The sequence below is a fragment of the Ornithinibacillus contaminans genome, assembly GCF_001038425.2.
GTDB classification, from domain to species: domain Bacteria; phylum Bacillota; class Bacilli; order Bacillales; family Amphibacillaceae; genus Ornithinibacillus; species Ornithinibacillus contaminans.
The window spans coordinates 1-19,544 of record NZ_LDPV02000031.1 but is presented as its reverse complement, the minus strand read 5'-3'; the positions used below and the strand labels follow the sequence as shown (position 1 = coordinate 19,544).

Annotated in this window: 17 protein-coding genes, 1 rRNA gene, 1 riboswitch and 1 other annotated feature; of the genes, 11 read left to right on the top strand and 7 right to left on the bottom strand. The window is 39.0% G+C overall.

Features of this window, described 5'->3' with window-relative positions:
- The 8 genes from menD (at position 1) to JF53_RS07190 (ending at position 7,712) form a co-directional block, all read left to right on the top strand.
- Positions 1 to 1,752 (top strand): 2-succinyl-5-enolpyruvyl-6-hydroxy-3-cyclohexene-1-carboxylic-acid synthase, encoded by a 1,752-nt coding sequence (gene menD / locus JF53_RS07225; protein ID WP_047979668.1) that lies wholly within the window; start codon positions 1 to 3, stop codon positions 1,750 to 1,752.
- On the top strand, positions 1,743 to 2,549 hold the full coding sequence (menH, locus tag JF53_RS07220; RefSeq protein WP_053071821.1) for a 2-succinyl-6-hydroxy-2,4-cyclohexadiene-1-carboxylate synthase: 807 nt from the start codon (positions 1,743 to 1,745) through the stop codon (positions 2,547 to 2,549). Before menD ends, menH begins: the two co-directional genes overlap by 10 nt.
- Before the next feature lie 100 nt (positions 2,550 to 2,649).
- Positions 2,650 to 3,468 (top strand): 1,4-dihydroxy-2-naphthoyl-CoA synthase, encoded by an 819-nt coding sequence (gene menB, locus JF53_RS07215; RefSeq protein ID WP_047979670.1) that lies wholly within the window; start codon positions 2,650 to 2,652, stop codon positions 3,466 to 3,468.
- A gap of 78 nt (positions 3,469 to 3,546) precedes the next feature.
- Positions 3,547 to 5,001, top strand: coding sequence for an o-succinylbenzoate--CoA ligase (locus JF53_RS07210; protein ID WP_047979671.1), 1,455 nt, complete (start codon positions 3,547 to 3,549; stop codon positions 4,999 to 5,001).
- A 368-nt stretch (positions 5,002 to 5,369) separates the two neighbouring features.
- Positions 5,370 to 5,690: a hypothetical protein gene (locus tag JF53_RS07205; RefSeq protein ID WP_047979672.1), complete on the top strand. Its 321-nt coding sequence runs from the start codon at positions 5,370 to 5,372 to the stop codon at positions 5,688 to 5,690.
- 103 nt (positions 5,691 to 5,793) lie between these two features.
- A complete protein-coding gene (locus JF53_RS07200; protein WP_053071822.1) occupies positions 5,794 to 6,315 on the top strand; it encodes a hypothetical protein in 522 nt (173 codons plus the stop codon).
- 31 nt (positions 6,316 to 6,346) lie between these two features.
- Entirely contained in the window at positions 6,347 to 6,820 is a 474-nt protein-coding gene (gene ytkD / locus JF53_RS07195) for an RNA deprotection pyrophosphohydrolase (RefSeq protein ID WP_047979673.1), read from the top strand.
- Between the two features lie 142 nt (positions 6,821 to 6,962).
- Positions 6,963 to 7,712: a phosphotransferase family protein gene (locus JF53_RS07190; RefSeq protein WP_047979674.1), complete on the top strand. Its 750-nt coding sequence runs from the start codon at positions 6,963 to 6,965 to the stop codon at positions 7,710 to 7,712.
- 89 nt (positions 7,713 to 7,801) lie between these two features.
- Here the strand turns inward: JF53_RS07190 and JF53_RS07185 are convergent, their stop codons facing one another.
- From JF53_RS07185 to pckA, 4 genes are all read right to left on the bottom strand, one after another.
- A complete protein-coding gene (locus JF53_RS07185; protein WP_047979675.1) occupies positions 7,802 to 8,608 on the bottom strand; it encodes an ABC transporter permease in 807 nt (268 codons plus the stop codon).
- A 32-nt stretch (positions 8,609 to 8,640) separates the two neighbouring features.
- The gene (locus tag JF53_RS07180) at positions 8,641 to 9,417 is read right to left on the bottom strand and encodes an ABC transporter ATP-binding protein (protein WP_047979676.1); all 777 of its coding nucleotides are present in this window, start codon (positions 9,415 to 9,417) and stop codon (positions 8,641 to 8,643) included.
- Between the two features lie 12 nt (positions 9,418 to 9,429).
- The gene (locus JF53_RS07175; protein ID WP_047979677.1) at positions 9,430 to 10,425 is read right to left on the bottom strand and encodes an ABC transporter substrate-binding protein; all 996 of its coding nucleotides are present in this window, start codon (positions 10,423 to 10,425) and stop codon (positions 9,430 to 9,432) included.
- Positions 10,426 to 10,707: 282 nt separating this feature from the next.
- On the bottom strand, positions 10,708 to 12,294 hold the full coding sequence (pckA, locus tag JF53_RS07170; protein ID WP_047979678.1) for a phosphoenolpyruvate carboxykinase (ATP): 1,587 nt from the start codon (positions 12,292 to 12,294) through the stop codon (positions 10,708 to 10,710).
- A 218-nt stretch (positions 12,295 to 12,512) separates the two neighbouring features.
- Positions 12,513 to 12,619: riboswitch (SAM riboswitch) on the top strand.
- A 192-nt stretch (positions 12,620 to 12,811) separates the two neighbouring features.
- Between pckA and metK the strand changes: the two genes are divergently transcribed.
- Positions 12,812 to 14,011 (top strand): methionine adenosyltransferase, encoded by a 1,200-nt coding sequence (metK, locus tag JF53_RS07165; protein WP_047979679.1) that lies wholly within the window; start codon positions 12,812 to 12,814, stop codon positions 14,009 to 14,011.
- A gap of 51 nt (positions 14,012 to 14,062) precedes the next feature.
- Here the strand turns inward: metK and JF53_RS07160 are convergent, their stop codons facing one another.
- Together JF53_RS07160 and JF53_RS07155 are read right to left on the bottom strand one after the other, a co-directional pair.
- The gene (locus tag JF53_RS07160) at positions 14,063 to 14,590 is read right to left on the bottom strand and encodes a gamma carbonic anhydrase (protein WP_047979680.1); all 528 of its coding nucleotides are present in this window, start codon (positions 14,588 to 14,590) and stop codon (positions 14,063 to 14,065) included.
- Positions 14,591 to 14,608: 18 nt separating this feature from the next.
- Positions 14,609 to 15,172 (bottom strand): tRNA (mnm(5)s(2)U34)-methyltransferase, encoded by a 564-nt coding sequence (locus JF53_RS07155; RefSeq protein ID WP_047979681.1) that lies wholly within the window; start codon positions 15,170 to 15,172, stop codon positions 14,609 to 14,611.
- A gap of 171 nt (positions 15,173 to 15,343) precedes the next feature.
- Positions 15,344 to 15,558, top strand: a binding site (T-box leader).
- Positions 15,559 to 15,611: 53 nt separating this feature from the next.
- Between JF53_RS07155 and leuS the strand changes: the two genes are divergently transcribed.
- On the top strand, positions 15,612 to 18,023 hold the full coding sequence (gene leuS / locus JF53_RS07150; RefSeq protein ID WP_047979682.1) for a leucine--tRNA ligase: 2,412 nt from the start codon (positions 15,612 to 15,614) through the stop codon (positions 18,021 to 18,023).
- A gap of 152 nt (positions 18,024 to 18,175) precedes the next feature.
- Here the strand turns inward: leuS and JF53_RS07145 are convergent, their stop codons facing one another.
- Positions 18,176 to 18,934 carry a hypothetical protein gene (locus JF53_RS07145; RefSeq protein ID WP_053071823.1) on the bottom strand — a complete coding sequence of 253 codons (759 nt, stop codon included), beginning with the start codon at positions 18,932 to 18,934 and terminating at the stop codon, positions 18,176 to 18,178.
- Positions 18,935 to 19,459: 525 nt separating this feature from the next.
- Here JF53_RS07145 and JF53_RS07140 point away from each other — a divergent pair.
- Positions 19,460 to 19,544 (top strand): 16S ribosomal RNA (locus tag JF53_RS07140); the annotation flags it as partial.

Genomic DNA, 19,544 nt, shown 5'->3' with positions numbered 1-19,544 from the left:
ATGAATCACACAGAAGATTTAACAAGATATGTAGCAAACTTTGTAGATGAACTTTCCAAAAGTGGATTAACTGATGTTGTCATCTCCCCTGGATCTAGGTCAACACCACTTGCAATGACCTTTGCTGAGCATCCAGCTATTAAGGAATGGGTTATTGTGGATGAACGTTCTGCAGCCTTTTTTGGATTAGGGCTAGCCAAACAAACCAATCGCCCAGTGGCGCTTGTTTGTTCATCTGGTACAGCGGCAGCGAATTATTTCCCAGCGATTGTAGAAGCGCATCAAAGTAGAGTTCCATTAATTGCACTAACTGCTGACCGGCCACATGAGTTACGAGATGTTGGCGCTCCACAGGCCATTGATCAGATTAAATTGTATGGAGATTATGTTAAGGACTTTCATGAAATGGCATTACCTGAAGCAACGAGCGGCATGCTGGCTTATGCTAGAACAAAAGCGGCTCGGGCTGTTAATCAAGCCATATCTGGTAATCCAGGCCCAATTCACTTGAATTTTCCTTTTCGAGAACCATTAGTTCCGGACTTTACAGTAGAACATTTATGGGGAGAACCGATTAGAACGCCCTATACTTCTTGGTATGAAGGGAAAAAGAGACTGCCAGAGGAATTGGTACACCATTTGGCAGCTAAGCTAAGTCTACATGCTCGTGGTGTTATTGTGTGTGGGCCACAGGTGGATGACGATTTCGCTGAAGCGGTTACGCTATTTGCTGAAGCGTTCGGGTTACCTGTTTTAGCGGATCCCCTTTCTCAAGTTCGAACAGGACATCATTCGAAGCGGAATATCATCGAAGGCTATGATGCTTTCTTACGGAATGAGGAAATTCGTCGTGCGTTAAAACCAGACTTCATCATTCGTTTTGGGGCAATGCCGGTATCAAAAGCGTATATGTCCTATGTGAAGGAAAATCAAGATGTAAATCAATATGTTGTCGAATCACATGATGGATATCGTGAGCCAGTAGGCAATTCTACTGAGTTTATTATAGCGGATCCGATAATGCTTTGTTCGGATTTAGTAGAGGTAGGTTCGATTAATAGTGCGCAGAATTCAGCATGGCTTGATAAATGGCAAGAAATGAATAAGATCACAACCACACATGTAACGGAAGCCACAGATGCTGTCATAACGGAAGGAGATGCAGTCAAACAATTACTGCAGGTAATTCCAGATAAGAGTAGTCTCTATGTTGGAAATAGTATGGCGATCCGAGATGTAGATACGTTTTTGCTTGCTTCGGATAAACGGCTTAATTTATTGGCCAATCGTGGAGCTAATGGGATAGATGGAATGGTATCAAGTGGGGTTGGAGCAGCGGCATCGGGTGAGCCGGTAACGCTGTTACTCGGAGACTTATCCTTTTATCATGATATGAATGGCTTATTAGCAGCAAAGCATTATCAGCTCAATATTACGATTCTGTTGGTTAATAATAATGGTGGTGGTATCTTCTCGTTTTTACCACAAGCAGCACAGGAAAAGCATTTTGAAGCCTTATTTGGAACTCCAGTGGATATTGAGTTTCAAAAAGCAATCGAAATGTACGGTGGTTCTTATCATGCACCAAGGAGTTCGAGCGAGCTAGCAGTGGCATTACGAACAAGCTATAGCGAGCAAGGGTTGTCCGTTGTCGAAGTGAGAACTGAACGGAAGCAGAATCTTGATTGGCATAGAAGGTTATGGAAAACAATCGAAGCGGACATTTTAAAGCGGGTGATTGCTTGCGATTAACATATTCTGGAGTGAGCTATTGGTATGAAATACATGGTGATGGAGAAGCGGTTGTTCTATTACACGGCTTTACCAGTAGTTCGCGGACTTGGTCTGATTTCATTGCGAATTATCAAGCAGCTTTTAAAATCATTGTCATTGATTTGCCAGGTCATGGAAAGACAAGTTCAGCTGAAGTATCTATGGAACAATGCTGTCAGGCAATTCGCGCTATCCTTCAAGAAATTGGGATAAATTCCTTTCACCTGTTAGGTTATTCCATGGGTGGTAGAACAGCATTGTCTTATGCGATGTGCTATCCAGAACAGTTGCTATCCTTAACATTAGAAAGTGCGTCACCTGGACTCGAAACGGTAGAAGAGCGTGATAGTAGAATAAGAAATGATGAACGATTAGCGAAGAAACTTGAGCAAGAAGGAATAGAGTCGTTTGTGGATTTCTGGGAAGCTATTCCGTTATTTATTTCTCAAAAAAAGCTAGCGCAGCACGTGCAAAACACTATTCGCGAGGAAAGGCTATCCCAAACAGCTGAAGGGTTAGCATTATCACTACGAGCAATGGGAACTGGTAGGCAACCAAGCTGGTGGTTGAAGCTAATCACTTTTGAAAAACCAGTATTATTAGTGGTTGGTGAACTGGATGAGAAATTTGTTACCATTAATAAACGCATGCATGAATTGTTGCCAAATAGCAATCTAACGATCATAAAAAATGCTGGACATGCAATTCATGTGGAACAACCAGATTTTTTTGGTAAAATAGTAGAGAAGTTTATTTTAGCTGAAGGGAAAGGATAAGAATCCTTCCTGCTGGCATAAATAAAACGAACGCGATCGCTAGTAATTAGCGAATGCGAGTTTCTATTTTCAATACATAGTTACTATAAGGAGGATTTCCATGACAGTACAATGGGAAAAAGTTCGAGATTACGAAGAAATAATCTACGAAAAATATAATGGTATTGCGAAGGTAACCATTAATCGACCAGAAAAGCGTAATGCATTTACGCCATTAACCGTAAATGAAATGATTGATGCGTTTGCAGATGCACGTGACGATTCATCAGTTGGTGTTATCGTATTAGCTGGTGCAGGTGATTTAGCGTTTTGTTCTGGTGGTGACCAATCAGTACGTGGACATGGCGGATATGTCGGAAAAGACCAAATTCCGCGTTTAAACGTATTAGATTTACAGCGATTAATTCGTACGATTCCGAAGCCGGTTATCGCGATGGTATCAGGCTATGCCATCGGTGGTGGTCATGTACTACACATCGTATGTGATTTAACAATTGCTGCGGACAATGCAATCTTTGGTCAAACTGGACCAAAAGTAGGAAGCTTTGATGCTGGTTATGGTGCTGGCTATCTAGCTCGTATCGTTGGTCATAAACGTGCTCGTGAAATTTGGTTCCTCTGCCGTCAGTATAATGCAGATGAAGCGTATGAAATGGGCTTAGTAAATAAAGTAGTTCCGCTTGATCAATTAGAAGCAGAAACACTACAATGGTGTGAAGAAATTTTAGAAAAATCACCAACGGCATTACGCTTCTTAAAAGCATCATTTAATGCAGATACAGATGGTCTTGCAGGTCTTCAGCAAATGGGTGGAGATGCAACATTGCTTTATTACACAACGGATGAGGCAAAAGAAGGAAGAGATGCTTTCAAGGAGAAAAGAAAGCCAGATTTCGATCAATTCCCTCGTTTCCCGTGATTGGTAATATAACTTATGAGAAAAACCTTTGCTTTTAAGAGCAAAGGTTTTATCGTTTTTGAAATGAGGTGTTTAGAGGTGGCTGAGGTTATTCCACATTGGTTAGTGAAGCAGGCGTCACTTTCGCCAAATCAACCAGCAATTGAACTAGTTGATGGAACTGTTATAACGTTTAATGAATTAGTTGAACAGAGTCAAACGTTTGCCAGAAAACTAGCTAGATTAGGAATCGGAAAAGGGGCTCATGTTGGTGTTCTGTCGGATAATAATCCCTTGATGATAGTGACCATACATGCATTAAGTTTTCTTGGAGCCGTATCTGTATTATTAAACACAAGATTAACGACATCTGAATTAGATTACCAGCTAAAGGATGCTAACGTATCTATCGTAATTAGTTCGGATAGGTTGCTAGAAAAAGCAGAAACATTACAAGTGGAACAGGTAAAGAGTTTTACAACAGTTGGAAAATTAATTCCACAAACAGTTGACCTTGTGACCGAACTAGACTTAGATGATCCATTTACCATTATTTATACTTCGGGTACAACTGGTCATCCTAAGGGTGTTGTTCACACGTATGGTAATCATTGGTGGAGTGCAATTGGATCTGCTTTAAATCTCGGTTTATCAAAATCAGATAAGTGGCTCGCTGTTTTACCTTATTTTCATGTGAGTGGCTTATCAATATTCCTAAAAAGTGTTATTTATGGCATGCCGGTGTATTTAGTGGAGAAGTTTAATGAGCAAATCGTAGTTGATGCCATTATCAATAGAAAAGTTACGATAGTTTCTGTTGTAACGGTATTACTGCAAAAAATTATGAATACATTAGGAGAAAATCAATTTCCTGATTCTTTCCGCTGTATGTTATTAGGTGGTGGACCAGCTCCAAAGCCATTACTAGAGACAGCGAAGGAGCGTAATATTCCTGTATTTCAATCCTATGGAATGACGGAAACATCTTCACAAATTGTTACACTAAGTCCACAAGATGCGCTAGTGAAGATTGGTTCAGCTGGTAAGCCATTATTTCCAGCACAATTACAAATAAAGGATAAAGTACCAAATGAAATTGGTGAAATTTTTGTAAAAGGGCCAATGGTTACACGCGGCTATTTTAATAATGAAACAGCAACAACCAAGGCTTTTGAAGATGGATGGTTATCTACTGGAGATCTAGGTTATGTAGATGAGGAAGGTTATTTATATGTCGTGGATCGCCGGAAAGATTTAATTATTTCCGGAGGCGAAAATATTTATCCGTCCGAAATTGAGAGTGTCTTATCAGGATTTGAGGGGATTATTGAAGTCGGTGTTGCTGGTAGATCGGATGAGACTTGGGGGCAAGTTCCAGTGGCATTTGTAGTCGTACATGATCAGTCAGTTACGATTGAGCAAATCCTTGCCTATGCAAAAGAGCGACTTGCAGCCTATAAGATTCCAAAAGAGATCCATATGGTAAAATCGTTACCGAGAAATGCTTCGAATAAGCTAGTGCGAAATAAACTTTGTGACTTGTTAGAGCAATAAAGTCGAACGCCTACTAAGATATAGATACAAGAGTTGCCAAGACAACTAATCCTATCGGCAATTTCCTGCTGACAAAATAGCGGGGAATTGCCTGTTTTTATCATTTCCCGACAGAAGACTCCCTCTTCAAGCCCAATGGTAAGGGGGAGATGGATGTCGGTTGGTGATATATTTTTGTTGGCTTTTATATCGCTATCGTGATGGTTGTGGCAAACAGGACAAGTCCAATCTTCAAACAACCCGAAAAGGTGTTAAGTGGTGAGTAGTTCAAGGTTTTTTATAGGATAAACTTGAAGTGTGCAGTTCAAAACGCCCCTTTCATACATGCTTTTCCTTTTTTTAGACAAATTAAGACTAGGAGGTGTGTTATGGAGAAAAAGAAGTATTATGTGAATATTGGTAGTGGGGAAATATCGCAAATAAAATACGATAATAATGATAGCTTTACCATCCATGCAACAGCTGACGAGATTGTGATGCTTCGAGCGAAATTGGATAATATGGGAGAATCAGCTAATCGTACCTACTGGCGTGCACACGTTCCTATTATGCCCTATCATAATGATCAGTCTAATGATGCCTATGATTCGGAATTAGTAGAGACGTATCAACTGTTACATGACTTGGGTGATGATGCAACGCGAGAGCATATTGAGAGTATCGGAATTTTAGGAGAAAATCATATGTAGCTAGAAGTTGGAATAGGATAGTATATCTTATTCCTTTTCTATTGTTTAGTAGTAAACAGGAAGGGGAAGTGATAATACTAGTAGGTCGTAGGAGGGTATTGGATTGAATAGAGTAGGTAGTTTCGCCATCATACTAGTGCTAATGGGGATCGGGTTGTCTTATATATTACCATTATCAGCGAGTGAAAATAGTGCTAATCAGCAACTAGAAGGTGATGCCCATAATAAGAATACGGATTCAACGATTACACATGATGAGATCATACGATTGACGGATCGGTTCATGAGTACGATATTGCAGGACATTGATGACAATTACCGGGTTAAAAACTACGATACGAAAGATGAATTGCTAGAAGAATTTGCTACGTTTTCTACCAAAGAGGCTGCCAAAGACTATGTCGACTACTATTTTTACGAGGAAATTGAAGGCTTATATATCGTCCCTACGGAAACTCCACCATGGTTTGATAAACAGAATGATTATGATGTGGTACAATTAGATTATCAGAAGGCCTTGGTTAAACAAGAAAACGACACTGCCATGTATGGAAAATATACAATAGAGCTTGAGTTTACGCTAGAAAACCAAGGATGGAAATTAACAAAGATATCACATCATTGATGTAGAAAGTAGAATTAAAGGTAGCTGACATATGTTAACATTTCGAGATTATTACAATAATGAGATCCAACTCTCATTTCAAGATCATCCATTTTCAGGTAACCCCAAAAATGTTTGGGTTATCTGTCGTTATAACAACCAATGGTTACTTACAAAACATAAGGACCGGGGATTGGAGTTCCCAGGTGGCAAAATTGAATTAGGGGAGACACCTGAACAAGCAGCCCATCGTGAAGTGATGGAAGAAACCGGTGGAGTCATCACGAAACTGCATTACCTCGGACAATATCATGTTGCTGGTAAAGCGAATCAGGTTGTTAAGAATGTTTATTTTGCAGAAGTAGGGAGCTTGCCAAAGCAAGAAACATACTACGAGACAGAAGGACCTGTCTTACTTGATTCGATACCAAAGGACGTCAAATATCACAAGGGATATAGTTTTATTATGAAGGATGATGTGTTAACGCATTGTCTGAAGAAAGTGAAAGGAATGCTAGGTAAGTAACCGTTAATAAGACCATTTGGTGGTGCACCTCAAAAATTGTGCGAAACAACCTTTGAGGTGTTTTTCTATATTGATAACTATAATAGTTAGAAAATTATGGTAAAATAACAGGTAAAGTGATTGATAAACGGAGTGATAACCGATGAATTTAGGTAAGCAAATCGCCAGCGGAAATACGGCAAGAATCTATCTTTCTGAAGATAAGATTATCAAAATCTATCATGATTATTTACCGGATAATGAAGCTACGTATGAGGCGAATAAGCAACAGTTTGCATTTGATTGTGGTCTTCCTGTTCCAAATATACTGGAGATAACAGAAGTCGATGAAAAACAAGCTATCGTAATGGAATATATTCAAGGTAGAACATTTGGAGAGCTCGCATTAGAAAACAAGGATCAAACAGAATATTACATGGGTATTTCTGTTTCTATTCAACAAAAGATTCATTCCGTAGAAGCAACTACACTGGAGCCGATGGAAGGAAAACTAAGACGTCAACTTGAATCCGCTAATAAATTGACTAAACTCCAAAAGATTGCTTTACTTCAAAAATTGGATTCTATGCCATTTGACCAGAAGCTATGTCACGGAGATTATCATTTATTTAATTTACTATTATCAGATCAACAAGTGACCATTATCGATTGGGTTGATTCTAGTGCTGGAACTATAAGTGCTGACGTTTATCGTACCTATCTGCTGTACTCATTCATTTCCATGGATTTAGCTACTCTCTATGTTAACCAATATTGTGAGAAGAGTGGCATGCTGAAGGAAGAAGTATTCCAATGGGCTCCAATTATTGCTGGGGCAAGACTATCTGAAAGTCTACCTGAAAAAGAATCTGACTACCTTTTGGAAATCGTCAATCAGTATGTATCAGTATAGCCTAAAATTCCAAAGTCATATAAGGAGCATCGTCAACTTTTAGACGATGCTCCTTTTTATGCAATTAGGCTTCTAATGGATTTCTGCTATTACGTTGTATGCTTAATCAACCAGTTCTCGATCATCTCCACAATTTTATACATAATGGCAGCGAAGATTGCAATTAAGATTAAGCTGGCCATCACTTGGGTAAAATCGAATACCTGGAATCCATAAACAATTAAGTAACCTAATCCTTCTCTTGATACAAGAAATTCACCTACAATAACACCGACCCATGATAAACCAACATTCACTTTTAATGTGGAAATCATAACTGGTAGAGTAGCTGGAAATACGCCGGATTTAAAGCATTGCCATCTAGTCGCACCGAAGCTTTTTAGTACTTTTTCATAGTTTGGATCTACTTCTCGAAAGCCGGTGTAAACGACAATTGTGGTAATGATAACCGATATAATGGCACCCATGGCGATAATAGAAAAATACCCCGGTCCAAAAGCAACAATGATAATCGGACCTAATGCTACTTTTGGCATTGCATTGAGGATTACCAAGTAAGGATCCATGATTTTAGAAAATCTAGTTGATGCCCACAGGATGGAAGCAATTAGAATTCCGAGCACTGTTCCAATAATGAATCCAAGAACAGTTTCGAATAACGTTGCTTGTGCATGTGAAAGCATGGAACCATCTGAAAACTTGGTAACTAATTGTGTAAAAACCCTTGAAGGAGAGCTGAATAGCAATGGATCAATCCATGTCATTCTACTGGCTAGTTCCCAAAGTCCAAAAAATGCTAGTAAAATGATCACTTGCCAATAGAGGACAATGCGTTTTTCACGCTTTTGAGTCTGGATATGCTTCTCAAGTAATAATTGATCTTCTTTATTGGTCATGTTACCAAAGCCCCCTTTCAATCGAAATAGTGTTAATCGGAATGGGATTCATTTTTATTTAACTCCTCCCAGACCTTATCAAATATAGGTTGGTATTTTGGATGTCTTCGCACGAGAAAAGGCATTTCGTTTCGTAATTCAATTGGTACTTCCACTATTTTGACAATTTTTCCAGGGCTTGTGCCCATAATAATGATTCGATCACTCATTGCAATCGCCTCTCCGATATCATGAGTGACTAAAATCGCTGTTTTTTTGTAGGCATGTAACAGCTTAAAAACAAGATCTTCTAATTTCAGCTTCGTCTGAAAATCAAGTGCAGAGAAGGGTTCATCTAGTAGAAGTATTTTAGGATCTGTTATTAATGTCCGAACAAGTGCTACTCGTTGCCGCATGCCACCAGAAAGTGAACTTGGATATTGATTGGCAACATTATCAAGACCAACTTCTGCCAATAGCTGCTCTGTTTTTTCGCTTATTTCTGCATTCACAGTATCTTGGATGGTTGGACCAAGTAACACATTGTCTAGGATAGTTTTCCATGGAAATAAATAATCCTGTTGTAGCATGTAGCCAATTGCTAAACCTGATTCTGTAATAGGCTTATTGTTGTGAAGGACTTTTCCTGACGTATGCTCCATGATTCCAGCAACGATGGAAAGTATGGTTGATTTGCCACAACCACTTGGCCCCAGTAATGCAATAAATTCTCCTTCTTTTACCGAAAAGGAGATATCCTCTAAAGCTTTCGTGTAACTATCTTTTGTAAAATAATGATGATTTACATGTTCTAAGGTTAGAAAGGACAAGGTTTTCACTCCTTAGTTATTGATAACGTCCTCTGCTATTTCTGTATTAACTAGATCCTCATAAGTAATATCGCCATTTGGTAGTTCGCCAGCTTCATCCATAATCGCTTTTAAATTATTCCATTCGTCTTTTTCTAAAATTGGATCAGTCGCAAAGGAATCTTGATTCTTATAACGCTCGATGGATGTGGTTAGAATGTCTAAGTCAACATCTTCAAAATATCCTTGAATGGATTTTGCTATTTCAGCAGAATCTGTTTCTTCTACCCAAAGTTGTGCTTTATAAATCGCACGGGTGAACTTTTCCACGTTTTCTTTGTTTTCATCGAGATAGCTTTGCTTCGCCATAAATGCGGTATATGGTACTTGACCAGACTCTTCTCCAAACGATGCAATGACATGACCATTGCCTTCCTTTTCAAATACACTTGCTGTTGGTTCAAATAATTGTACATATTCATAGTCACCAGATAAAAATGCGCCTGGAATATTAGCGTACTCGATGTTTTGATGTAAATTTAGATCACTGTGAGGGTCAATCCCATTCTGTTTCAGGACGAATTCGCCAACCATTTGTGGCATTCCACCTTTGCGTTGTCCGAGAAAGTCTTTATCCTTTAAATCCTCCCAGTTAAAATTAGGAAGTTCTTCTTTGGCAACGAGGAAGGTACCATCTGTCTGAGTAAGTTGTGCGAAGTTAACTGCATAGTCATTGGAATCCTGTGCATATACATAAATGGATGTTTCAGAACCGACTAGTGCAACATCAATCCCATCTGACAATAGTGCTGTCATCGTTTTATCTCCGCCCCAAGTAGTTTGTAGCTCCACTTCTAAACCTTCTTCTTCAAAAAATCCTTGCTCGATTGCAACATACTGTGGTGCATAGAACAACGAGCGGGTCACCTCTCCTAACTTAATCGTAGTGTTCTCGCTTGAACCACCACATGCTGAAAGAATAAGAAGCATCACACATGAGGTGATAGCTAGAAAAGTTATTTTTCTCATTCTGTTCGTTCCCTTCAGGTCACAAGTATTTAGTCAAAACAGTCTATGCAATGGGCGAAAAATGTGTGAACGCCTAGCTAGAGAATGCAGGCATAGAGGGGGAACGTTGCAGATGGTCGGGAAATGCTGCTGATACCCGGGCCAGCACCACCACATGCTATCAACAGAACGTGAAAAAACCGACCTATAAATAAGGTCGGTCAATTATGGTAAGTAACAAAATTATGCTACTTTTAATATAATAACCCTCTTGGGATGAGGTACAGCGTTTACCTGTCTAACTTAATGGTAGGCAGGGCCAGCCTGAGCAATCTCGGTGCTGACATTAGTAAATTTTTTAAAGTTTTCATGGAATTTCAATGCAAGTTCCTTTGCTTGTTTTTCATATGCAAGTTGATCTATCCAAGTGTTCTTAGGGATGAGTACCTCGTCGGGTACACCTGCAACATGGGTTGGAATTAGCAATCCAAATACGTCATCTGTTGTTGTTTCAACATGGTTCATTTCACCCTCAAGGGCTGCGTGAACCATTGCTCTTGTGTATGAGAGCTTAATGCGGCTACCAATTCCATAGGAGCCACCAGTCCAACCAGTATTGATTAAAAATACATTCGTATTGTACTGGTCAATTTTCTCACCAAGCATTTTCGCATAGGTTGCAGGCGATAACGGAAGGAACGGTGCCCCGAAACATGCAGAAAAAGTTGCCTCTGGTTCCGTGACGCCTCTTTCTGTTCCTGCTAGTTTACTTGTATAGCCACTTAAAAAGTGATACATTGCTTGTTCTTTGGAAAGCTTACTAATCGGTGGCAGTGTACCAGAGGCATCTGCCGTTAGAAAAATAATCGTATTTGGATGACCAGCGATGCTTGGACTGACACTATTATCAATATGATCTAACGGATACGCTGCGCGTGTATTTTCTGTTAAGGTCGTATTGTCATAATTCGGTATACGTGTCTCTTCATTCATGACAACATTTTCTAATACAGAACCAAATTTTATCGCTTGAAAAATTTGTGGTTCTTTATCTTCGGAAAGATTAATGCATTTTGCGTAACATCCACCTTCGATATTAAAGATCCCGCTAGAACTCCATGCATGCTCATCATCGCCAACCAACTGGCGGTAGGGGTCTGCTGACAGGGTTGTTTTACCGGTACCAGAGAGACCGAAAAATAGCGCGACATCGCCTTCTTTTCCTACGTTAGCGGAACAATGCATCGGCAAAATATTACGTTCTGGTAATAAGAAATTCATAATGGAGAAAATAGACTTCTTAATTTCACCTGCATATTCTGTTCCACCAATTAAAATAACATTATGTTTAAACGAAATTAATATAAAAGCTTCTGAATTTGTGCCGTCTATAGTCGGATCAGCTTTAAAAGTAGGTGCTGAAATTACGGTAAATTCGGGTTCGTGCGAGACAAGTTCTTCTTCCGTCGGGCGAATAAAAAGTTGTTTAGCAAATAAATTATGCCATGCAAACTCGTTTATCACCTGAATAGGTAGTCGATACGTATGGTCAGCTCCAGCAAATCCGTTGAATACAAAGACGTCATCTTTTTTCTTTAAATGGGTGATTACTTTCGTATATAATCGTTCAAATACTTCCTCATCAATCGATTGGTTCACATTTCCCCAGTCTACTTTTCCTTCAGAAACTGAATCCATAACAATAAACTTATCCTGTGGCGAACGACCGGTATATTTTCCAGTCGTAGCAAGTACAGCACCAGTATCTGTTAAGACACCTTCATTTTTTGCTAGTACTTTTTCAACTAATCTAGCAATCGATAAATTATGATTAACATTTTTTTGGGAGAGAAGCTCTTCCAGAAGTGAAGCTTTAAGTACCGAATTCATTAAAATTACCTTCCTTTTAACCAGAATTATAGAGGAAAGATATCCTTTCCAATACAGCAATTTCCTGAAATCTTTAATTAGTATAACATATTAATTTAAATAGTCCATACTAATCATCGTTTTTTATCATATTATTTTAGAAAAATTACGTGACTCGAAATCAATTACAGTTGACATTCGCTAATTGCTTCGGGTAACCTAAACAATGAGCGGACACTCTCTTATTCAGAGTCGGCGGAGGGACAGACCCTATGAAGCCCAGCAACCATCACTGCGGTGAAAAGGTGCTTACCTGATGCAAGGAAAACTCCTTGAACAATAAGAGCGAAAGGCTGATAATCAATCCCTTTCCTCATGTAGAAGGAAAGGCTTTTTTGCATGGTAAAAGTGTTTTAATATTCTCATGCACAAAGCAACTAGGTCATTTGACATATTTAAATGGCATCTAATTGATTGGGATAATATACTGATAACATTAGAGTTCCGTACCAATATAATAAAGGGAGGATTTAGCCAAATGGCTAAAAATCGTCGATTATTTACTTCAGAGTCAGTTACAGAAGGACATCCAGATAAAATTTGTGATCAAATTTCGGATGCAATTCTAGATGAAATTTTAAAGAAGGATCCATTAGCACGTGTAGCGTGTGAAACTACCGTAACAACAGGTTTGGTATTAGTGGCTGGCGAAATCACTACGACAACCTATGTGGATATCCCACAAGTGGTAAGACAAACGATTAAGGATATTGGATATACCCGTGCGAAATACGGGTTTGATGCAGATACTTGTGCTGTTTTAACGGCAATAGATGAGCAATCACCTGATATTGCTGGTGGCGTAAACCAAGCGCTAGAAGCTCGTCAAGGGAAAATGACAGAGGGTGAAATCGCCGCAATCGGTGCAGGTGACCAAGGATTAATGTTTGGTTTTGCTTGTAATGAAACAGAGGAATTAATGCCGTTACCAATATCGTTAGCGCATAAATTATCGAAGCGCCTTGCTGATGTGCGAAAAGATAATACGGTTCCATACTTACGCCCTGACGGAAAAACACAAGTAACCATTGAATATGATGAGCAGGATCAACCAGTACGAGTGGATACGATTGTCATTTCAACACAGCATCATCAAGACATTACACTCGAACAGATCGAAGCAGATCTAATCGAACATGTTATTAAGCCAGTGGTTCCTGAACATTTATTAGATAACCAAACGAAATATTTTATCAATCCAACGGGTCGTTTTGTAATTGGTGGTCCACAAGGTGATGCTGGATTAACTGGTAGAAAAATAATTGTGGATACGTATGGTGGCTATGCACGCCATGGCGGTGGTGCATTTAGTGGGAAAGATGCGACTAAGGTTGACCGTTCGGCTGCTTATGCTGCTCGATATGTGGCCAAAAATATTGTCGCTGCAAAGCTTGCTGATTCATGTGAAGTACAGTTAGCCTATGCGATTGGTGTTGCTGAGCCAGTATCTATCTCTATAAATACATTTGGCACAGGTATCGTGAGCGAAGAGGAATTAGTAACTGCGGTGCGTAATATATTTGATTTGCGACCAGCAGGAATTATCCGAATGCTGGACTTGCAGCGCCCGATATATAAGGATACTGCAGCATATGGGCATTTTGGTAGAACAGATATCGAATTTCCATGGGAAAAGACAGATAAAGTTGCTGCATTAGTGGAACAGACTAATCAATAAAAATATGAAAGTCACGATCGCTCTGATCGTGACTTTCATATTTTTATAAAGTTATAATGTCTTGCCAAGGGTAGTGTGATTCTTATAGTATTGTCCTTTTTCCACATACGATTTCCGTACTCGTTCCATTTCTTTATAGTCATCTTCAGTCAGCTCGCGTACAACTTTTGCAGGACGACCAAGTGCTAATGTATGGGGCGGGATTTTTTTGCCAGGAGGTACAAGGCTTCCTGCGCCAATAAAAGCATTTTCGCCAATTTCAGCACCATCTAAAATAATGGAACCCATACCAATTAATGCGTTTTTACGGACAATAGCAGAGTGTAGTGTCACCTGATGACCTACCGTTACATCATCTTCTAAAAGTAGTGTTCGATTCGGACTTTGATGAAGCATAGATAGGTCTTGGACATTTACTCTACTTCCTATTTTTGTTGGCGCAACGTCACCACGAATGACGGTTTTAAACCAAACACTGGATTCTTCTCCGATGGTCACATCTCCTACAATGACCGCATCGTTTGCAATGAATGCAGTTGGATGAATAGATGGGGTGCTATTTTTATACGGATGGATCATTTCATTTCCTCCTGTATGTTATTTTTTCTGAATCCCAATAATAAAGGGTGGGTTGTTTTTCTGATTTATAAACCCATACTGTAAGACACTGTATTGCTTTTGATCTAATGACATAACGTGTTTCAGAATTGCGTTTTTTTCATCCTCGCCACCTTCATGGCCATAATACACGACAAGAATGATACGACCTTCATGCTTTAAATATCCTAAGATTGTATCGATTGCCTTCACTGTAGACTCTGCTTGTGTAATAATCGATTTATCGCTTTTCGGCAGGTATCCTAAGTTAAAGATGGCACCACCTATTTTTCCTTCTAAATCCTTCGATAAATAATTTTCTACATTTGCATGACTATCTAGTACGAGGGAAACATTGGAACAATGATTCTCCATTAGTAATTGGTCTGTATTGTCAATCGCTTGTTCTTGGATGTCAAAAGCTATTACTTCACCAGTTTCTCCAACTAATCCACTTAAAAATAATGTATCATTACCATTTCCACATGTTGCATCAATTACTGTTTCACCAGGCTTGATAATTTCTTCTAATAGGTAATGCGAATATTTTAGAATACTTTTCACTTGTATTAGACTCCTTATGCTGTAAATCAATCTGATATAAGGATAGCACGGAACATTGTATTTCGAAAATGAAAAAGATAGCCATGTTCGTTCTCGAAAATATAATACTTGTATAAATCAGGAAATTCTTGACAAAGCTAGAACTATTCTTTAAAATCAATTTAAATAATCGAAAAAGCGATGCGAAGGAGTAGTAGTAAGACGGCTCAGGTCAAGAGAGGCAATGGTTGGTGTGAATTGCCCCTGAACGATTACGAACTCGCCTTTAAGGTTGCAGGAATGAACCGAAGTAGTTTCTGCCGTTAATCCGCGTTAAGGATACAAGTGAACGATTTATTTCGTTAATTTGGGTGGTACCGCGGGAAATATAGCTTCTCGTCCCTTCTTTAGGGGCGAGGGGCTTTTTTATTTTTTATCGATAGAAAAAGGAGGAATTGACATGAGCTTTAAGCATCAAGAAATCGAAAAGAAATGGCAAAAGCACTGGCTTGAAAATAAAACTTTCAAGACTGATTCAGCATCAAATAAGGAAAAGTTTTATGCATTAGATATGTTTCCATATCCGTCTGGAGCGGGGTTGCATGTTGGACACCCTGAGGGATATACTGCAACGGATATTCTTTCCAGAATGAAACGAATGCAAGGATATGAAGTACTTCATCCAATGGGGTGGGACGCATTTGGGCTTCCTGCAGAACAATATGCTTTAGATACGGGAAATAGTCCACGTGAATTTACCCAAGTCAATGTCAATACGTTTAAAAGACAGATCCAGGAACTTGGCTTTTCCTATGATTGGGATCGTGAAGTAAATACGACAGACCCCAATTACTACAAGTGGACACAATGGATTTTTACAAAGCTATATGAAAAAGGACTTGCTTATATTGATGAAGTAGCTGTTAACTGGTGTCCAGCGCTTGGAACAGTACTTGCGAATGAAGAGGTTATCGATGGTAAGAGTGAGCGTGGTGGTCATCCGGTAGTTCGTAAACCTATGAAGCAATGGATTCTAAAAATAACGGCATATGCTGATAGACTATTGGATGATCTAGAAGAGTTGGATTGGCCTGAAAGTCTAAAAGACATGCAGCGTAACTGGATTGGACGCTCGGAAGGTGCCGAGGTAACGTTCGCAATTGATGGTCATAATGAACAGTTTACTGTCTTTACAACAAGACCGGATACATTGTTTGGCGCAACCTATGCAGTACTTGCACCAGAGCATCCGTTGGTCGGAAAAATTACAACTGCAGAACAAAAAGAAGCCGTTCAAAAATATCTGGAAGAAGTTCAAACAAAATCAGATCTTGAACGTACTGATTTGGCGAAAGATAAAACAGGAGTTTTCAGTGGCGCTTATGCAATAAATCCGGTAAACCAACAAAAGATGCCAATCTGGATTGCCGACTATGTGCTAATGTCTTATGGAACAGGTGCCATTATGGCAGTACCAGCACATGATGAGCGTGACTATGAATTTGCAACAACATTTGATTTGCCAATTGTAGAAGTAGTGGCAGGTGGAGATGTTACGAAAGAAGCGTATACTGGCGACGGGGAACATGTGAATTCTGAATTCCTTAATGGATTGAATAAGGAAGAAGCTATTACGAATATGATTACTTGGCTTGAAGAGAATGCTATTGGGACGAAAAAAGTAACGTATCGTTTGCGCGATTGGTTGTTCTCAAGACAACGCTATTGGGGTGAACCAATTCCGATTATTCACTGGGAAGACGGTACGATGACAGCTGTTCCAGAGGAAGAATTGCCAGTCGAACTGCCAATCATGACGGAGATTAGACCTTCTGGTACTGGCGAATCACCGCTTGCTAATAGTGATTGGGTAAATGTAGTCGATCCAAAAACAGGTATGAAAGGACGACGTGAGACGAATACAATGCCGCAATGGGCAGGAAGCTGCTGGTATTTCTTGCGTTATATCGATCCGAACAATAGTGAGAAGTTAGCTGATCCAGAGCTACTTAAAAAATGGCTTCCGATTGATATTTATATCGGTGGCGCAGAGCATGCTGTACTTCACTTGTTGTATGCTCGATTCTGGCATAAGTTCTTATACGATATTGGGGTAGTCCCGACAAAAGAACCTTTCATGAAGCTATTCAACCAAGGGATGATTCTTGGAGAAGGCAATGAAAAAATGAGTAAATCAAAAGGGAATGTCGTGAACCCAGATGATATTATCGCTTCTCATGGTGCAGATACACTACGTCTATACGAAATGTTCATGGGACCTTTAGATGCTTCTGTAGCTTGGTCAACAAATGGATTAGATGGAGCGCGACGTTTCCTTGATCGTGTCTGGCGTCTATTTATTAATGAAGATGGAACTGTATCAGATAATATTGTTGAGGATACAAATGATTCGCTGGAAAAAGTCTATCACGAAACGGTGAAAAAGGTTGCGGAGGACTTTGAAAACCTTCATTTTAATACGGCAATTTCACAAATGATGGTATTTATTAATGAGTGCTACAAAGCGGATAAATTGCCAAAGGCTTATGTTGAGGGCTTTGTGAAACTACTTTCACCAGTCGCACCGCATGTAACAGAAGAATTATGGAATCGTTTGGGTCATGCTGAAACCATAACTTATGTGACGTGGCCGACCTATGATGAATCAAAACTAGTGGAAAACGAAGTGGAAATTGTTGTCCAAGTAATGGGGAAAGTTCGTTCTAAACTTACAGTTGCTAAGGATATATCGAAGGAAGAATTAGAAAAGATGGCACTTGAAGATGAAAACATTCAAGAATGGATAGAAGGAAAAACAATTCGTAAAGTAGTTGTTGTTCCCGGCAAGTTAGTTAATATCGTCGCCAATTAACAAAGAGCCAGGGACATAAGTAAAATGAAAAGATAATAAATACGAACAGTGCACGAATTCAGTGGAGTATATTCCCGAATTGGGTATTACGCGCAAACCCGGATTTTATCTTGTCAAAAGTACTTATGTCCCTGGCTCTTCTAATTACTAAATTATTCACTTGGCATCCATTGTGTTTTTAATAGGATCCATTTATCGCGATCAAAGTACCACAAGGATTCTATGGTTCCGAGTTGATCTGCATGATAAGCACCACTTACTTGTTGATAGCTTTTTAATCCATAGCCTTTACTCTTACTAATTAATTTTGGCTCGAAAAAGGCAATTGGATCCACCATAGCTGATGTTTCTTTTAACAGCTTACCATCCTTTCTATAAATGCCCAGTCGTATATAGTCATCCGCGCGATTGGAGACATCAACAATCGCTGGTTCCATGTCTGGCGAAATGGTAACCTCTACTTTAAAGTTTTCTAGAAACTTTCCTTTAACAAAAGGTTGTTCTGGTAAAGGAATTTCTGAGAGTTTATTTTGAATTAATGTGTGAAGATGATATTGATATAGACCACCACTACCACCAGTTGCACTCTGGAAGAAAATATCATTTACCTTGTCATGATTTAAATCGATGAACGTTAAAGTAGGTTCATATCCACCCATATAAGGAATTTCCCAAACCTGATTTTCCGAAGAAGTAATTATTGCAACAATATCGCGATAATACGTTGAGTCAGGTGAGAAGAGGACCCCTTTCAGTTCTATTATTTCTTTTAATCCATCTCCGGTGACATCCTCCTCATATGTTTTTATTAGTTGAAGATCGGGATTATTATTTTCTTCTGCAAGGAGGACATATTCACCCAAGCTTATTAATAGAAATAATAGTAGAGTTAATAAAAGTAATTTTTTCATAGTATCTCCTTTTTCCATGGTAATAAGAATAGGATTTGTAGATTTAGTAATACTATACAGAATTTAGATGAACATTCCTTACACGAATGGAATATAATTAGTACGTGTAATAAAAGTGTTATAAAAATGGTAAGTGTATTTCATTGACTACTATGGATAATGGGTGTAATATGTGTATTCTACTGATACTGAACTTCAGTAGAAATACCTTTATGAAAATGTAAACTTCTAGTTGACATAATTCGTGTTAACGTGGTATATTGGAATACGTCGCTGATGAGTCAGTTGGCGAAGGTGAACAATTTTAGTTGAATAAAGTTGTTGACATAATATCGACAGCATGTTATGATATAAAAGTTGTCGCTAAAACAACAAATGATTATTTTGCTCTTTGAAAACTGAACAAAACAACCAATATGTCAAGAAAAAACATACTCTGTTTTTTCTATTAAAAGAAATACAGAAGCTAGCGCTTCTTTGCTAAGAACTTTCCTATAATGGATTGGTGTCCATTATAGACAAACTTTTTTGGAGAGTTTGATCTTGGCTCAGGACGAACGCTGGCGGCGTGCCTAATACATGCAAGTCGAGCGCGTGAAACATTTCTGAT

What these genes read in the sequence shown, in the direction of transcription:
- menB (WP_047979670.1), top strand. Translation starts at nt 2,650, where the DNA reads ATGACAGTACAATGGGAAAAAGTTCGAGATTACGAAGAAATAATCTAC.
- JF53_RS07205 (WP_047979672.1), top strand. Translation starts at nt 5,370, where the DNA reads ATGGAGAAAAAGAAGTATTATGTGAATATTGGTAGTGGGGAAATATCG.
- metK (WP_047979679.1), top strand. Translation starts at nt 12,812, where the DNA reads ATGGCTAAAAATCGTCGATTATTTACTTCAGAGTCAGTTACAGAAGGA.
- JF53_RS07190 (WP_047979674.1), top strand. Translation starts at nt 6,963, where the DNA reads ATGAATTTAGGTAAGCAAATCGCCAGCGGAAATACGGCAAGAATCTAT.
- pckA (WP_047979678.1), bottom strand. Translation starts at nt 12,294, where the DNA reads ATGAATTCGGTACTTAAAGCTTCACTTCTGGAAGAGCTTCTCTCCCAA.
- JF53_RS07175 (WP_047979677.1), bottom strand. Translation starts at nt 10,425, where the DNA reads ATGAGAAAAATAACTTTTCTAGCTATCACCTCATGTGTGATGCTTCTT.
- JF53_RS07185 (WP_047979675.1), bottom strand. Translation starts at nt 8,608, where the DNA reads ATGACCAATAAAGAAGATCAATTATTACTTGAGAAGCATATCCAGACT.
- menD (WP_047979668.1), top strand. Translation starts at nt 1, where the DNA reads ATGAATCACACAGAAGATTTAACAAGATATGTAGCAAACTTTGTAGAT.
- JF53_RS07160 (WP_047979680.1), bottom strand. Translation starts at nt 14,590, where the DNA reads ATGATCCATCCGTATAAAAATAGCACCCCATCTATTCATCCAACTGCA.
- JF53_RS07145 (WP_053071823.1), bottom strand. Translation starts at nt 18,934, where the DNA reads ATGAAAAAATTACTTTTATTAACTCTACTATTATTTCTATTAATAAGC.
- leuS (WP_047979682.1), top strand. Translation starts at nt 15,612, where the DNA reads ATGAGCTTTAAGCATCAAGAAATCGAAAAGAAATGGCAAAAGCACTGG.
- ytkD (WP_047979673.1), top strand. Translation starts at nt 6,347, where the DNA reads ATGTTAACATTTCGAGATTATTACAATAATGAGATCCAACTCTCATTT.